This window comes from Streptomyces sp. RKND-216 (genome assembly GCF_004795255.1).
Classification (GTDB): Bacteria; Actinomycetota; Actinomycetes; order Streptomycetales; family Streptomycetaceae; genus Streptomyces; species Streptomyces hazeniae.
On the sequence record NZ_SSBQ01000002.1, the window covers coordinates 525,328 to 541,066 of the forward strand.

Here is a 15,739-nt window from a genome sequence, read left to right on the forward strand (position 1 = left end):
GGTGTGAGCCGTCCTGGACCGAAGTTGCGGGACTCCTCTTCAGCCGCCGGTGCGGGCGAGAGCCGCTTCGGCGGCGGGCCGGAGACGGTGCTGCGCGGCGGCACGGGCGAGGACGGGCCGGGCACGGGGGTCGCCGATGCGGCCGAGTCCCTCGACGCAGGCCAGCGCCACCGGCCAGTGCGGATCCGGCAGCTCCAGCAGGCGGTCCAGCACCGCGACCAGCGTCGGCACCGACTCGGGGGCACGCAGTGCCACCAGCAACCGGACCGGATGCAGCGCATAGGCGGTGCGCAGCTCGTTCGTGGCGAGCGCGGCGGCTGCGCGTGCGGTCCTGGGGTCGCCGAGCCGGACCAGGGCGTGGGCGGCGGTGCCTCCGCGCACCGGGTCCCGGTAGTTGAGCAGGAAGACGAGCGTCTCGAAAGCCCGGCGGTCCCGTGCGCAACCGAGCGCGAAGGCGGCGATCTCCAGCGCCCACAGCGGGCGTCCCGTCTCGCCGAGGACCCGCGCGAGTGCGTCGCCCGTCTCCGGTGGCCCCGCGCCCGCCCCGGCACCCGCCGCCCGCGCGCCGGGCACGGCCGCGCGGGCGAGCCGCAGCAGCCGTTCGCACTCGCCGGCCGCGTCCGGCCCCCGCGCCTCCGCCCTGGCCCGCCGTTCGAGGTCGGTGAAGGGGGCGTCGTCCCGGAGACGTGTCACTGCGGCCGTTCCTCCCGCCGGTCGGTGCGGTCCAGGCCGGGGCCGGCGGACCTGCCGGAAGCCTTGACCGGCGGCACCTGCGGCAACCCTCCGGAACTGGCCGAATCCGGGTGGCACTCAGTGCCAAGTTTTTGCCGTTCCCCTCTGGCGTTCTTGTTACCGGCGAGTTAGCCTGCTCATCAGAGCGGCACCCCCGCTCAGGCGGCCTGGTGACGCAGCCGCCGAGAGTGCAGTCGGTTCGGCAACCTTCTTCCAGCCGGCGCGGCCCCGGGACAGGGCCGTCGGCTCCCTTCCTCCGCTGCGCGCGCGTTCCTGCGCGGCGGCACCCTCATCAGTCGTCACCTGGGAGTCCGTCATGGACCGTCCATCTCTGCACACCATCGCCGTCGTCGGCCTGGGAACCATGGGCACCGGCATCTCCGACGTGCTGACCCGCGCCGGCCGCGAGGTCATCGGCATCGACACCGACGAGGCGGCCGCCCGCCGTGCGGTGGCCGCGCTGGAATCCTCGACCGCGCGCGCCGTCGAGCGCGGACGCATGACCGTCGAAGAGCGGCGCGACGCGCTGTCCCGCTTCCGCACCTTCCCCGACCTCCAGGCTGCCGCGGAGGCCGACCTGGTCATCGAGGTCGTGCCCGAGGACTACGACACCAAGTGCCAGGTCTTCGCCGCCCTGGACGCCGTGGTGCGGCCGGACACCATCCTGGCGACCGGTACGAACGCGCTGTCCGTGACACGGCTGGCGGCGGACTCCGACCGGCCCGAACGCGTCCTGGGGCTGCACTTCTTCAACCCGGCCCCGGCGATGAAGCTGGTCGAGGTGGTCTCGTCGGTGCTGACGTCCCCCGCGGCCGTCGCCGCCGTCACCCAGCTCGCCCGGGACCTGGGCAAGGACCCGATCGCCGTCGGCGACCGTCCCGGGTTCGTCGCGGACGGCCTGCTCTTCGGCTACCTCAATCAGGCCGCGGCCATGTACGAGTCGCACTACGCCGGCCGCGAGGACATCGACGCAGCGATGCGGCTCGGCTGCGGCCTGCCCATGGGGCCGCTCGCGCTGCTGGACCTGATCGGCATCGACACGGCCCGCACCGTGCTGGACGCCATGTACGCGCAGTCCCGCGACCGCCTGCACGCCCCGGCGCCGATCCTGCGCCAGCTGAGCGACGCGGGCCTGACGGGCCGCAAGTCCGGGGCCGGCTTCTACACCTACGAGGCCCCGGGCTCGGCCGTCGTCGTCCCGGACGCCCGTACGCCCGACCCCGGCGCGGGCCAGAGCGCCGGCCGGCCGGTGCACGGCGTCGGTGTGATCGGGTCCGGCACCATGGCGGCCGGCATCGCGGAGGTGTTCGCCAAGGCCGGGTACCCGACGGTGCTTGCCGCCCGCAGCGAGGAGAAGGCGGAGCGGGCCAAGGCACGGGTCGCCACGTCCCTGGGGCGCTCGGTGTCCAAGGGACGGCTCAGCGAGGCGGACCGCGACGCGGCGCTGGCCCGCATCACCCCGGCCGGCACGCTGGACGCACTCGCCGACGTGGACCTGGCGGTGGAGGCGGTCGCCGAGGACCTGGACGTCAAACGGGAGCTGTTCGGCGCACTGGACAAGGTGTGCAAGCCGGGGGCGGTGCTGGCGACGACGACCTCGTCGCTGCCGGTGGTCGCCTGCGCACGGGCCACCGAACGCCCGCAGGACGTGGTCGGCATGCACTTCTTCAACCCGGCCCCGGCAATGAAGCTGGTCGAGGTCGTGCGCACCGTCCTGACCGCGGACGACGTGCACGCGACCGTGCGGGAGGTGTGCACGAAGGTGCGCAAGCACCCCGTCGACTGCGGCGACCGGGCGGGCTTCATCGTGAACGCCCTGCTGTTCCCGTACCTGAACAACGCGGTGAAGATGCTGGAGGAGCATTACGCCTCGCTGGACGACATCGATGCGGCGATGAGGCTGGGCGGCGGATACCCGATGGGGCCGTTCGAACTGCTGGACGTCGTCGGGCTGGACGTCTCGCTCGCCATCGAACGGGTGCTGCACGACGAGTTCCGCGACCCGGGGCTGGCACCCGCGCCTCTGCTGGAGCACCTGGTCGCGGCGGGCTGCCTGGGGCGGAAGTCCGGTCGCGGCTTCCGTGAGTACGCGTCACGGTGAGCCCGGGCTGGGGCGGCCTCCTGGAACCCCCGGGAGGCCCGCCTTCCGTGCAGGTCACACCGTGTAACGTGCACCACATGCCGGAGTCCGTGAAGCCCGCCCGCACCCCCGCCGCGTCGACACAGCGGCTGAAGATCCGACGCGAACTCGCCGCAGCGGCGATGGAACTGTTCGCGACCAAGGGATACGAGGCGACGACCGTCGACGAGATCGCCGCCACGGCCGGGGTCGCCCGGCGGACCTTCTTCCGGCACTTCCGCTCGAAGGAAGAGGCGATCTTCCCGGACCACGACGACACCCTGGTGCGCGCGCAGGCGGTGCTGGAGGCCGCGCCGGCGCACGAGCACCCGCTGGACACGGTGTGCCGCGGCATCAAGGAGGTCATGAAGATGTACGCGGCCTCCCCGCAGGGGAGCGTCGAGCGGTACAAGCTGACGCGCGAGGTGCCCGCGCTGCGCGAACGCGAGATCGCCTCCGTCGCACGGTACGAGCGGCTGTTCACGCGCTACCTGCTCGGCCACTTCGACGAGGCGGCGCACCGCGACGCGGGGGACGGCGCGACGAGTTTCGACGAGCCGCTACTGGCCGAGGTCGCGGCGTCGGCCGTCGTCACCGCGCACAACCACGTGCTGCGGCGGTGGCTGCGGGGCGGGGCCGTGGGAGACGTGGAAGCGCAGCTGGACCACGCCTTCGCGATCGTCCGGCGGACGTTCGGCACCGGGTTCGCGGCGGACCGCCCGGCGGCGACGGTGCGACCCACGGCCGGAGACCCGGGGCGGGGCGACGTGCTGGTCACCGTCGCCCGAACGGACGCATCTCCGGCGGAGATCATGGCGTCGATCGAGGCGGCGCTGCGCGACCGCCGCTGAGTCCTCCGCTCCCCACGGCTCCCCCGCGGACGGCCCCCGGTTTCGGGAGAGGCCGGGACCGGGGACACATTCCGGCGCACGGCCCGCACTCCCGCTCAGGTGTGCACCGGAGGTGACACGTGAGAGAAAATCATGGCACCTAGTGCCTTGTGCGCTGGCACTGGGTGTCATACGGTGAAGGGGTCCGGGCGCGCTGTCCCGTACGGCGCACCCGCCACGCGCTCCCGGACGCCTGCGTCACAGGCACCCCCGCGCCCACCACGGCGCACCGCCGCACATCCGCCGAACCGACGGCACTGCCTCAGCACCGACGTTTCCCTCAAGCGTTCTCCCGCTACGCGCTTCGCCGGAGGCATTACCGTGAACAAGATCCTCGACGCGATCCTCGCATCCGACTCGACGCCCGAAGACTTCGCCGCACTCGAGCTCCCGGAGTCCTACCGCGCGGTCACCGTGCACAAGGAGGACCAAGGGATGTTCGAGGGGCTGCCCAGCGGGGAGAAGGACCCCCGCAAGTCCCTCCACCTCGACGAGGTGCCCGTTCCCGAGCTCGGTCCGGGCGAGGCCCTGGTCGCCGTGATGGCGTCCTCGGTCAACTACAACTCGGTGTGGACCTCGATCTTCGAGCCGGTCTCCACCTTCGCCTTCCTCGAGCGCTACGGGCGCCTGTCGCCGCTGACCGAGCGGCACGACCTGCCGTACCACATCATCGGCTCCGACCTGGCCGGTGTCGTGCTGCGTACCGGCCCCGGGGTCAACAAGTGGCACCCCGGCGACGAGGTCGTCGCCCACTGCCTCTCCGTCGAGCTGGAGAGCGCGGACGGCCACAACGACACGATGCTCGACCCCGAGCAGCGCATCTGGGGGTTCGAGACCAACTTCGGCGGCCTGGCCGAGATCGCCCTGGTCAAGACGAACCAGCTGATGCCCAAGCCGGACCACCTCTCCTGGGAGGAGGCCGCCGCCCCGGGCCTGGTCAACTCCACCGCCTACCGCCAGCTGGTCTCGCAGAACGGCGCGGGGATGAAGCAGGGTGACAACGTGCTGATCTGGGGCGCGAGCGGCGGTCTGGGCTCTTACGCCACGCAGTTCGCGCTCGCCGGCGGTGCCAACCCGATCTGCGTCGTCTCCAGCGAGGACAAGGCCGAGATCTGCCGGAAGATGGGCGCCGAGGCGATCATCGACCGCAAGGCGGAGGGCTACCGGTTCTGGAAGGACGAGCACCACCAGGACCCGCGCGAATGGAAGCGCTTCGGCAAGCGCATCCGCGAACTCACCGGCGGCGAGGACGTGGACATCGTCTTCGAGCACCCGGGCCGGGAGACGTTCGGCGCGAGCGTGTACGTCACGCGCAAGGGCGGCACGATCGTCACCTGCGCCTCCACCTCGGGTTACGAGCACACCTACGACAACCGCTACCTGTGGATGTCGCTGAAGCGGATCGTCGGTTCGCACTTCGCCAACTACCGGGAGGCGTGGGAGGCCAACCGGCTGATCGCCAAGGGGAAGATCCACCCCACGCTCTCCCGGAGCTACGCGCTGGAGGACACCGGCCAGGCCGCGTACGACGTGCACAAGAACCTGCACCAGGGCAAAGTCGGCGTGCTCTGCCTGGCCCCCGAGGAGGGCATGGGCGTCCGCGACCAGGAGAAGCGGGCACGGCACGAAGAGGCCATCAACCTGTTTCGCGATGCCGAGGGCGAGCGAACCGACGGCCACAGCAGGAACGTGTGACGGAGGTCCGCACATGACAGAGCGGAAGAAGGACCGGCCGTGGCTGATGCGCACCTACGCCGGCCACTCCACGGCGGAGGCGTCCAACGAGCTGTACCGCCGCAACCTGGACAAGGGACAGACCGGCCTGTCGGTGGCGTTCGACCTGCCCACACAGACCGGCTACGACCCGGACCACGTCCTGGCCCGCGGAGAGGTGGGCCGGGTCGGCGTACCGGTCTCCCACGTCGGTGACATGCGGCGGCTGTTCCAGGACATCCCGCTGGAGCAGATGAACACCTCCATGACCATCAACGCCACGGCCATGTGGCTGCTGGCGCTCTACCAGGTGGTCGCGGAGGAACAGGGCGCGGACGTCTCGAAACTGTCCGGCACGACGCAGAACGACATCGTCAAGGAGTACCTGTCCCGCGGGACACACGTGTTCCCGCCGGTGCCGAGCCTGCGGCTGACGACCGACATGATCGCGTACACGGTCAACCACATGCCGAAGTGGAACCCGATCAACATCTGCAGCTACCACCTGCAGGAAGCCGGGGCCACGCCTGTGCAGGAGGTCGCGTACGCGCTGAGCACCGCGGTCGCCGTGCTGGACTCGGTGCGCGACTCCGGTCAGATCCCGGCCGAACGGTTCGGGGACGTCGTCGGCCGCATCTCCTTCTTCGTCAACGCGGGCGTCCGGTTCGTCGAGGAGATGTGCAAGATGCGGGCGTTCACCCGGCTGTGGGACCGCATCGCCCGCGAGCGGTACGGCATCGAAGACCCCAAGCAGCGCCGCTTCCGGTACGGCGTGCAGGTCAACTCGCTCGGCCTGACCGAGGCGCAGCCGGAGAACAACGTGCAGCGGATCGTGCTGGAGATGCTCGCCGTCACGCTCTCCAAGGACGCCCGCGCACGGGCCGTGCAGCTGCCCGCGTGGAATGAGGCGCTGGGGCTCCCCCGGCCCTGGGACCAGCAGTGGTCGCTGCGCATCCAGCAGGTCCTCGCCCACGAGAGCGACCTGCTGGAGTACGACGACCTGTTCGCCGGCTCCCACGTCGTCGAGGCGAAGGTCGAGTCGCTGGTCTCCGACGCGCTGACCGAGATGGAACGCATCGAGGAGATGGGCGGCGTGATGGCGGCCGTGGAGTCCGGCTATCTGAAGTCGCAGCTGGTCTCCTCCCACGCGGAGCGGCGGGCGAAGATCGAGGCCGGTGAGGAGCGGATCGTCGGCGTCAACTGCTACGAGGGCACCGAACCCTCCCCGCTCACGGCGGACCTGGACGCCGCAATCCTCACCATCGACCCGGCGACCGAGGCCCGCACCGTCCAGGCGGTCAAGGACTGGCGGCGGACGCGGGACGAGCCTGGGGGCACCTCCCAGGCCCCCGGGCCGAGGGACAACGTGTGGCCACCGTCGGCGAAGGCGCTGGAGCTGCTCAAGAAGGCCGCCACCACGGACGCCAACCTGATGGAGGCGACCCTGGAGTGCGCCCGCGCCGGGGTGACCACCGGCGAGTGGGCGGGCGCGCTGCGGGAGGTCTTCGGCGAGTTCCGCGCCCCCACCGGGGTGTCCGGCGCGCCGGTCGCGGTGACGGCCGAGAAGGGCTCGACGCTCGCGGAGGTGCGTCGCCGGGTGAGCCGCACGGCCGACGACCTGGGCGGCGGGCGGCTGCGGCTGCTGGTCGGCAAGCCGGGCCTGGACGGCCACAGCAACGGCGCCGAGCAGATCGCCGTACGCGCCCGGGACGCCGGCTTCGAGGTGGTCTACCAGGGCATCCGGCTCACCCCGGAGCAGATCGTCTCCGCCGCGGTCGCCGAGGACGTGCACTGCGTCGGCCTGTCCATCCTCTCCGGCTCGCACGCCGAGCTGGTGCCTGACGTGCTCCGGCGGCTGCGCGAGGCCGGCGCCGACGACGTCCCGGTGGTCGTCGGCGGCATCATCCCCTCGGCCGACGCCGCCGCTCTGAAGGCCGCCGGAGTGGCCGCCGTCTTCACACCCAAGGACTTCGGGATCACGGAGATCATCGGCCGTATCGTCGACGAGATCCGGTCCGCGAACACGCTCGAACCACTGGAGGTCCCCGCATGACAGCCCCCGCCGGTCCCCCGGAGACCGCTGCGAAGCCGCTCCGCCCGCGCCGCTCCTGCCTCGCGGTGCCGGGCTCCAACCCGCGTTTTCTGGAGAAGGCCCAGGGCCTCCCCGCCGACCAGGTCTTCCTCGACCTGGAGGACGCCTGCGCGCCCCTGGCGAAGCCGGATGCGCGGCACACCATCGTGAAGTTCCTCAACGAGGGCGACTGGACGGGGAAGACCCGGGTGGTGCGGGTCAACGACTGGACAACGCACTGGACCTACCGGGACGTCATCACGGTCGTCGAGGGCGCCGGCGCGAACCTGGACTGCATCATGCTGCCCAAGGTGCAGGACGCTCAGCAGGTGCAGGCGCTGGACATGCTGCTCACCCAGATCGAGAAGACCGTCGGCCTGGAAGTCGGCCGCATCGGCATCGAGGCGCAGATCGAGAACGCGCGCGGCCTGGTGAACGTCGACGAGATCGCGGCCGCCTCGCCCCGGCTGGAGACGGTCATCTTCGGCCCGGCGGACTTCATGGCGTCCATCAACATGAAGTCCCTCGTGGTGGGCGAGCAGCCGCCCGGTTACCCGGCCGACGCCTACCACTACATCCTGATGCGCATCCTGATGGCGGCGCGCGCCAACGACCTCCAGGCGATCGACGGCCCCTACCTCCAGATCAAGAACGTCGACGGCTACCGCGAGGTCGCCGGCCGTGCAGCGGCCCTGGGCTTCGACGGCAAGTGGGTGCTGCACCCGGGCCAGGTGGAGGCGTCCAACGAGATCTTCTCCCCGTCCCAGGACGACTACGACCACGCGGAGCTGATCCTCGACGCCTACGAGTGGTTCACCTCCGAGGAGGGCGGCAAGAAGGGGTCGGCGATGCTCGGCGACGAGATGATCGACGAGGCCAGCCGGAAGATGGCGCTGGTCGTCGCAGGCAAGGGGCGTGCCGCCGGCATGACCCGCACGTCCGCCTTCCAGCCCCCGGAGGCCTGATCATGCAGTTCGGGCGCACCTACGAGGAGTTCGAGGTCGGCGACGTCTACAAGCACTGGCCGGGGAAGACGGTCACCGAGTACGACGACCACCTCTTCTGCCTGCTGACCATGAACCACCACCCGCTCCACATGGACGCCCACTACGCGGAGCGGACCACCGACTTCGGCCGGAACGTCGTCGTCGGCAACTACGTCTACTCGCTGCTGCTGGGCATGTCCGTGCCGGACGTCTCGGGCAAGGCGATCGCCAACCTGGAGATCGAGTCGCTCCGGCACGTCGCGCCGACGTTCCACGGCGACACGCTCTACGGCGAGACGACCGTGCTGGACAAGACGCCGTCGAGGTCGAAGAGCGACCGCGGCATCGTGCACGTGGAGACGAAGGGCTACAACCAGGACGGCACGCTGGTCTGCACCTTCCGCCGCAAGGTGATGGTGCCGACCGCGACCTACGTCGCGGCGCGCGGCGGCGAACAGCCCGGACGTCCCGAACTGCGGGAGCCGGCACCGAGGGGGGCGAAGTGACATGGGACGGCTCGCACAGACCGAGGGCCTGACGGACGTCCAGCGGGAGATCGTCTCCACCGTCCGCAGCTTTGTCGACAAGGAGATCCTCCCGGTCGCCACCGAACTGGAGCACCGGGACGAGTACCCCACCGAGATCGTCGAGGGCCTCAAGGACCTGGGCGTCTTCGGCCTGATGATTCCCGAGGAGTACGGCGGGCTCGGCGAGTCGCTGCTGACCTACGCGCTGTGCGTGGAGGAGATCGCGCGCGGCTGGATGAGCGTCTCCGGCATCATCAACACCCACTTCATCGTGGCGTACATGCTCAAGCAGCACGGCACCCGGGAGCAGAAGGACCACTTCCTGCCGAGGATGGCCACCGGCGAGGTCCGCGGCGCCTTCTCCATGTCGGAACCCGGGCTGGGCTCCGACGTCTCGGCGATCTCCTCCAAGGGGGTCCGCGACGGCGAGGAGTACGTGCTGACCGGCCAGAAGATGTGGCTCACCAACGGCGGCTCGTCCACGCTGGTCGCGGTGCTGTGCCGGACCGACGAGGGCCACCCGGAGGGGACGGCGCCGCACCGGTCGATGACGACGTTCCTGGTGGAGAAGGAGCCCGGGTTCGGTGAGGTCCGGCCGGGGCTGACCATCCCGGGCAAGATCGAGAAGATGGGCTACAAGGGTGTCGACACCACCGAGTTGATCATGGATGGCCTGCGCATTCCGGCCGATCGCGTACTGGGCGGGCAGACCGGACGCGGCTTCTATCAGATGATGGACGGCGTCGAGGTCGGCCGCGTCAACGTCGCCGCGCGTGGCTGCGGGGTCGCTCAGCGTGCCTTCGAGCTGGGCATCGACTACGCGCAGCAGCGACACACCTTCGGCAAGCCGATCGCGCAGCACCAGGCCATTCAGTTCAAACTGGCTGAAATGGGCACGAAGGTGGAAGCGGCACACGTCCTCATGGTCGGCGCGGCGCGCCGGAAGGACTCCGGCGAACGCAACGACCTGGAGGCGGGGATGGCCAAATATCTCGCCTCCGAGTACTGCAAGGAGGTCGTGGAGGACGCTTTCCGCATCCATGGCGGGTACGGTTTCTCCAAGGAGTACGAGATCGAGCGCCTGTACCGGGAGGCGCCGATGCTCCTGATCGGTGAAGGAACCGCCGAGATCCAGAAGATGATCGTCGGACGCCGGCTGCTGGAGGAGTACCGCCTCCCGGGCTGACGCGTCCACGGAGCCGCTGGTCCGGGTACTCCCCGGTGTGCGTCCGGCACGCCCGGGGAAGTATCCGGACCAGGGGTTCCGGCTCCGACTGGCGCTCTGGCTTGCCCAGTTGCCCCCAGTAACCGGTAGCATCCCGGAAAGCCGCCGTCCCCCGAACCGAACGCGGCACCTAGAGAAGCTACGAAGGTCTTCCATGCCCGACAGCCAGTCCTCTGCACCCAGCGGTCGAGTCCGCCTCGCGCGCGGAGCGTCGCCGTGGCTCCTGCCGACCGTGGCCACCGCGGCGGTCAGCCTCCTCCGCTCCCGCCGCTCCGGCCGGGCCCGCGCGGTCGCCGTGCCGGCCACCGCGCTCGCCGCCGGAATGCTGTGGTTCTTCCGCGACCCGGAGCGCGAGATCACCCAGGGCAGGGTGATCTCCCCGGCCGACGGCGTGGTGCAGAGCATCATGCCGTGGAAGGACGGCCGCACAAGAGTGGCGATCTTCATGAGCCCGCTCAACGTGCACGTGAACCGTGCACCGCTGGCCGGCACGGTGACCTCCGTGGAGCACGTACCCGGCAGATTCGTCCCGGCGTTCAACAAGGAGAGCGAACACAACGAGCGCGTCGTCTGGCACTTCGACACCGAGATCGGCGACATCGAGATGATCCAGATCGCCGGCACGGTCGCGCGCCGCATCATCCCCTACGTGCCGGAGGGTACAAAGGTGGAGCAGGGCGAGCGCATTGGTCTCATCCGCTTCGGTTCGCGGGTGGACGTCTACCTCCCGGAGGGCATCGAGCCCGCCGTCGAGGTGGGCCAGGCGACTACCGCGGGGGTGACACGTCTTGACCGTGATTGATCCCGACACCCAGGCCGCCTGGGTGCCCGAGGCCGACGAGGACGACGACGAGATGCCGCTGTCGATGCGGCTGTCGATAGCGGACACGCTGACGCTGGGGAACGCCACATGCGGCTTCCTCGCGGTCTACTTCACCACCACCGGCGTACTCATCCCCCACCTGATGGGGAACGACGACGGCGGGATGGCCCGCCACTCGGCCGCGACCGCCGTCATCCTGATGCTGCTGGCCTCGGTCTTCGACCTCTTCGACGGCCTCGTCGCACGAAAGCTGCGCAGCTCGGCGATGGGTGCGGAGCTGGACAACCTCTCCGACCTGATCAGCTTCGGCCTGGCCCCCGCCTACTTCGTGGCCGTCTGGGGCATGGTCGCCTCCGACGCGCACCAGCGGGTCTCCGTGGTGGCCGCGGTCGTGGTGATGCTGGCCGTCGTACTGCGGCTCGCCCGCTTCTCCTGCGTCACCCTGCGGGACGGCATCTTCCAGGGCATGCCCAGCCCCTTCGGGGCGCTGACGGTGGTGTCCATCGTGCTGCTCGGGCTGCCGTTCATCCCGACGCTGCTGGCCATCTTCGGCGTGGCGTGGCTGATGGTCAGCCGCGTGGAGTACCCGAAGCCGCGGGGGCGCCTCGCGGTCGCGATGCTCAGCTGGATCGTGCTCAGCATGGGCCTGCTGGCCGCGTGGGCGTTCGAGGCCCCGGGAGGCGAGCTGCTGCTCCAGACCGGCTGCGCCCTCCAGGTCGTGCTCGGCGCGGTGATCCCGCTGTTCGCGACCGCCCGGCGGGTGCACGCCTTCCGCGACAACCGGCGCGAGGCGCGGGCCGCCGCGCAGAACTAGGACCCGTTCGGTTCGGGACGCACGGCACGCACGCGCCGCGACGGCCCGGGGCCCACGGCCCCGGGCCGTCGCGCTGTCCACGGGCGCTGCGCGCGGGGTGCGGCCGTGGTGCGGCCCCCGGCCTCGCGGACGGCCCCGGCGCCACCGCCGTCACCACCGTCCGGACGGGGCGGGACTGCGCCGCGGCACGGCGAGCCGACTGTCGCTGCCGCCCACGTCCCGGGCGGCTGGTGCGCGCGGCGACATACCCGCCGGGGCCATACCGGGGCCGGCTCGCAGTCGCGACGCCCGCCCGGAGCTGCGGCCGCGCCGGACGCAGGTCGTGCGGCGCCCCACACCGGCAGGGGCTCCGGTGCCGAGCGCCCACGACGTCGAGGCGCCCGGCGCGGACCCGGAGGACTACAGGCGGTCGGCGGCCAGACGTTCGGCGACGCGTTCGAGCAGGGGACCCGCCTCCGCCATGCAGCGGGCCGGGTCGGGCTCCAGTGCGGTGAGGGGGTACGCCGCCTCGATGCCGGCGCCGCGCAGCGCCGCGACGTCGATCGCCAGACGCCCGCACACGGCGACCACGGGCTTGCCCGCCGCCCGCGCCGCCGCGGCGACCCCGGCCGGGGCCTTCCCGTGCAGGGTCTGCGCGTCCAGCGACCCCTCCCCCGTGATCACCAGGTCGGCGCGTCCCAGTGCGGGCGCGAAGCCCAACACGTCCAACAGGACCTCGATGCCGGGGCGGAAGGCGGCGCCCAGGCCGACCAGCGCGGCGAAGCCGATTCCGCCGGCCGCGCCCGCGCCGGGGGCCTGGGCCGCGGCGGTGACGTCCCGGCCCGCGTCCGGTCCGGCCACCTCCGCCAGCACCTGCGCGAGCCGGGCCAGTCCCGCGTCGAGCGCCTCCACATCGGTCTCCGAGGCGCCCTTCTGCGGCCCGTAGACGACGGCCGCACCCTGGGGGCCGGTGAGAGGGTTGTCGACGTCGCTGGCGAGCACCACCTCGACGTCCCGCAGCCGCGGGTCGAGGCGGGACAGGTCGGCGGTGTCCAGTTCCCGCAACGGCCCGCCGCCGGGCGGGAGCGGGTCGCCGTCCAGGTCGAGGAAGCGGGCCCCCAGGGCTTCGAGCATGCCCGCGCCGCCGTCCGTTGTGGCGGAGCCGCCGACGCCGAATACGACGGTCCGCGCACCGGCCTCGATCGCGGCGAGCAGCACCTCGCCGGTGCCGTACGTGGTGGCGCTCAGCGGCGCGAGGACGCCGTCGGGCAGGCGTTGCAGGCCGGACGCCTCGGCCATCTCGACCACGGCGGTGCCGTCGCGCAGCGCGTACGCGGCTGTGACCGGGGTGCCGAGCGGCCCGGTCACGCGGACCTCGCGCCGCGCGAAGCCGCCCGCGACGGCCGCGGCAACGGTGCCGTCGCCTCCGTCGGCCACGGGGAGCGCCTCCACCTCGAGGCCGGGCCGCGCCCGGCGCAGCCCGGCGGTGACGTGCTCGGCGACCTGCACGGCCGTGAGGGAGCCCTTGAACTTGTCGGCAGCGATCAGCACGCGCCCTGTTGGAGCCATTGAGTGTCGTCCCTTGCTTCTCGAACCGGGCAGTCGCGCCGCCCCCGACCCTATCCGGCACCGCCCTCCGCCGACCAGGCATGTCAACTGACATTGACATGCGAGGTTTTGTCACCCTACGTTGACGCCATGACCGAGGGAACGGAGGCGCGGAACGCGCCCGAAGGGCAGGAGGCCCGCAGCGCGCTCGATGCGGCACAGGCCGCGGGCGACCGCGACCCGCGCGTCGGCCTGCGGGCCGTCGCCGCGCTGCGGCGACTGGTGGAGCGCCTGGAGGCGCTCCAGGTGGACAGCGCCCGCACCCGGGGCTGGTCCTGGGAAGAGATCGGGACCGCCCTCGGCGTCAGCAGGCAGGCCGTGCACAAGAAGCACTCAGGGAGGTAGGGGCAGATGTTCGAGAGGTTCACCCGGCAGGCCCGCGAGGTGGTCGTACGGGCCCAGGAAGAGGCACGCGGCCTCGACCACGACTGATCGGCACCGAGCACCTGCTGCTCGCCGTGCTGCGCCGCCCGCAGGAGCCCGGCGCGGCGACGCTGAACCGGCTGGGCGTGACGGCAGCGCGCCAAGAAGGCGTTGGAGCTGTCGCTGCGCGAGGCGATCGCGGCAGAGGACAAGCACATCCGCGTCGCGCACATCCTGCTGAAGTTGACGCATACATGCCTTGGAGGGTCCGTGTCCGGGGCCATGCGCAGACCGGCATGGGCCCCGCTGGGTACTGGATCATCCCGCGCGGCTACGGGGCCTGACCCTCGGCCCCACCACACCCGCACACCGCCGGGTGGCGCCCTCTCGCCCCACGGGAGGACGCGGCCGTCGCGGCTGTGCGGGACCGGAAGACGGGGGCAGGCCTCAGCGGCCGAGCGACAGACGGCGCCAGACGGCGCGGGCGGCGTGGTGGCCGGACATGCCGTGGACGCCGGGGCCCGGCGGGGTGGCGGAGGAGCAGAGGTAGACGGCCGGATGCGCGGTGGCGTACGGGACGCGCGCGAGCTTCGGCCGCAGCAGCAGCTGCAGGCCCGCCGCCGAGCCGCACGCGATGTCGCCGCCGACGTAGTTCGCGTTGCGCGCGGCGAGTTCCGGCGGACCGGCCGTGGCACGGGCGAGGACCCGGTCGCGGAAGCCGGGCGCGAAGCGCTCCAGCTGCTCCTCGACGACCTTGGTGGCGTCACCGTCCCAGCCGTTGGGGACGTGGCCGTAGACCCAGAAGACCTGCCGGCCCTCCGGCGCGCGTGACGGGTCGACGAGGCCGGGCTGGGCGGCGATCAGGAAGGGCCGCTCCGGGTCCTGGCCCCGCATGGCGCGCCGCAGCGCGTCGTCGATCATCCCGGCGGTGTGCCCGACGTGCACGGTGGTGGCGCGGCGGGCCTCGGGCGAGGTCCACGGGACCGGGCCGTCCAGCGCATAGTCGATCTTGAACGCGCTGGCTCCGTACGTGTAGCCGGCGTAGGCATGGCCCAGACCGGCGATGCGGGCCAGGGCGGTCGGCGAGGTGTCGAAGACGTACGCGCGCGCGGGCGGCAACTCGTCCAGCCGCTTCACCTCGGAGCCAGTGTGGATCACACCGCCCAGCTCCCGCAGGTAGGCGGCCAGGGCGTCGGAGACGGACTGCGAGCCCCCGCGCGGGACGGGCCAGCCGCGAGCATGCGCGGCCAGGGCGAAGACCAGCGCGATGCCGCCGGTCGCGAACGTGGTCGTGGGCGCGATGACGTGCCCGGCCATGCCGGCCACCAGGGCACGGGCCTTCTCGTCGCGGAAGCGGCGGCTCAGCCAGGCCGCCGGCTGCAGCCCGGCCATGCCGAAGCGGGCGAGACCGAACGGGGCGCTCGGCAGACGTCCGTTGAGGGCCGAGCCGAGGCCGAGAAAGTCGGCGGCGAGGGTGTCCCAGCGGGGCAGCAGCGGTGCGACCAGCCTGCGGTACGCGCCCGCGTCGCGGCTGCCCAGGGACGCGGCGGTCTCCCCCACCGAACGGGCCAGCACCGCAGCCGTACCGTCCGGGAAGGGGTGCGCCATCGCCAGCTCGGACTCCAGCCACTCCAGGCCGTGGCGGGCGAGCGGCATGTCGCGGAAGGCCGGGGAGTTGACGCCGAGCGGATGCACGGCCGAGCACGGGTCGTGCCGGAAGCCCGGCAGCGTCAGCTCCTCGGTGCGCGCGCCTCCACCGACGGTGTCCAGCGCCTCGAACAACTCCACGGAGAAGCCCCGGCGGGCCAGCTCCACCGCCGCGGTCAGTCCGTTGGGGCCGGCACCCACCACCACCGCGTCCCGGATCGACGGCATTTCGGCTCTCCCCT

Annotated in this window: 14 protein-coding genes; 11 read left to right on the forward strand and 3 right to left on the reverse strand. The window is 71.8% G+C overall.

Annotation, left to right across the window (positions count from 1 at the left end):
* Positions 1–39: 39 nt before the first annotated feature.
* Complete coding sequence (locus E4198_RS02605) at positions 40–573, reverse strand: HEAT repeat domain-containing protein (RefSeq protein WP_247597843.1); 534 nt, start codon at positions 571–573, stop codon at positions 40–42.
* Between the two features lie 475 nt (positions 574–1,048).
* Here E4198_RS02605 and E4198_RS02610 point away from each other — a divergent pair, with 475 nt between their 5' ends.
* From E4198_RS02610 to pssA, 9 genes are all read left to right on the forward strand, one after another.
* The gene (locus E4198_RS02610; protein WP_136181694.1) at positions 1,049–2,833 is read left to right on the forward strand and encodes a 3-hydroxybutyryl-CoA dehydrogenase; all 1,785 of its coding nucleotides are present in this window, start codon (positions 1,049–1,051) and stop codon (positions 2,831–2,833) included.
* Between the two features lie 77 nt (positions 2,834–2,910).
* Positions 2,911–3,702, forward strand: a complete 792-nt coding sequence (locus E4198_RS02615; protein WP_210732768.1) for a TetR family transcriptional regulator — start codon at positions 2,911–2,913, stop codon at positions 3,700–3,702.
* 360 nt (positions 3,703–4,062) lie between these two features.
* Positions 4,063–5,436 (forward strand): crotonyl-CoA carboxylase/reductase, encoded by a 1,374-nt coding sequence (ccrA, locus tag E4198_RS02620; RefSeq protein ID WP_136181696.1) that lies wholly within the window; start codon positions 4,063–4,065, stop codon positions 5,434–5,436.
* Positions 5,437–5,449: 13 nt separating this feature from the next.
* Positions 5,450–7,507 carry a protein meaA gene (locus E4198_RS02625; protein ID WP_136181697.1) on the forward strand — a complete coding sequence of 686 codons (2,058 nt, stop codon included), beginning with the start codon at positions 5,450–5,452 and terminating at the stop codon, positions 7,505–7,507.
* Positions 7,504–8,490 carry a CoA ester lyase gene (locus E4198_RS02630; protein WP_136181698.1) on the forward strand — a complete coding sequence of 329 codons (987 nt, stop codon included), beginning with the start codon at positions 7,504–7,506 and terminating at the stop codon, positions 8,488–8,490. The genes E4198_RS02625 and E4198_RS02630 overlap by 4 nt, the downstream gene beginning before the upstream one ends.
* 2 nt (positions 8,491–8,492) lie before the next feature.
* Positions 8,493–9,017: a MaoC family dehydratase gene (locus E4198_RS02635; RefSeq protein ID WP_136181699.1), complete on the forward strand. Its 525-nt coding sequence runs from the start codon at positions 8,493–8,495 to the stop codon at positions 9,015–9,017.
* 1 nt (position 9,018) lies between these two features.
* Positions 9,019–10,224 carry an acyl-CoA dehydrogenase family protein gene (locus E4198_RS02640; RefSeq protein ID WP_136181700.1) on the forward strand — a complete coding sequence of 402 codons (1,206 nt, stop codon included), beginning with the start codon at positions 9,019–9,021 and terminating at the stop codon, positions 10,222–10,224.
* Between the two features lie 193 nt (positions 10,225–10,417).
* On the forward strand, positions 10,418–11,065 hold the full coding sequence (locus E4198_RS02645) for a phosphatidylserine decarboxylase (RefSeq protein ID WP_136181701.1): 648 nt from the start codon (positions 10,418–10,420) through the stop codon (positions 11,063–11,065).
* On the forward strand, positions 11,052–11,900 hold the full coding sequence (pssA, locus tag E4198_RS02650; protein WP_210732769.1) for a CDP-diacylglycerol--serine O-phosphatidyltransferase: 849 nt from the start codon (positions 11,052–11,054) through the stop codon (positions 11,898–11,900). Before E4198_RS02645 ends, pssA begins: the two co-directional genes overlap by 14 nt.
* A 399-nt stretch (positions 11,901–12,299) precedes the next feature.
* Here pssA and E4198_RS02655 read toward each other — a convergent pair whose 3' ends face one another.
* Positions 12,300–13,448 carry a glycerate kinase gene (locus E4198_RS02655; RefSeq protein WP_136181702.1) on the reverse strand — a complete coding sequence of 383 codons (1,149 nt, stop codon included), beginning with the start codon at positions 13,446–13,448 and terminating at the stop codon, positions 12,300–12,302.
* Positions 13,449–13,577: 129 nt separating this feature from the next.
* Here E4198_RS02655 and E4198_RS02660 point away from each other — a divergent pair, with 129 nt between their 5' ends.
* Entirely contained in the window at positions 13,578–13,832 is a 255-nt protein-coding gene (locus E4198_RS02660) for a hypothetical protein (protein WP_136181703.1), read from the forward strand.
* Between the two features lie 113 nt (positions 13,833–13,945).
* Entirely contained in the window at positions 13,946–14,194 is a 249-nt protein-coding gene (locus E4198_RS25770) for a hypothetical protein (protein WP_168711353.1), read from the forward strand.
* A 103-nt stretch (positions 14,195–14,297) separates the two neighbouring features.
* Here the strand turns inward: E4198_RS25770 and E4198_RS02670 are convergent, their stop codons facing one another.
* Complete coding sequence (locus E4198_RS02670) at positions 14,298–15,725, reverse strand: NAD(P)/FAD-dependent oxidoreductase (RefSeq protein WP_136181704.1); 1,428 nt, start codon at positions 15,723–15,725, stop codon at positions 14,298–14,300.
* Positions 15,726–15,739 lie beyond the last annotated feature (14 nt).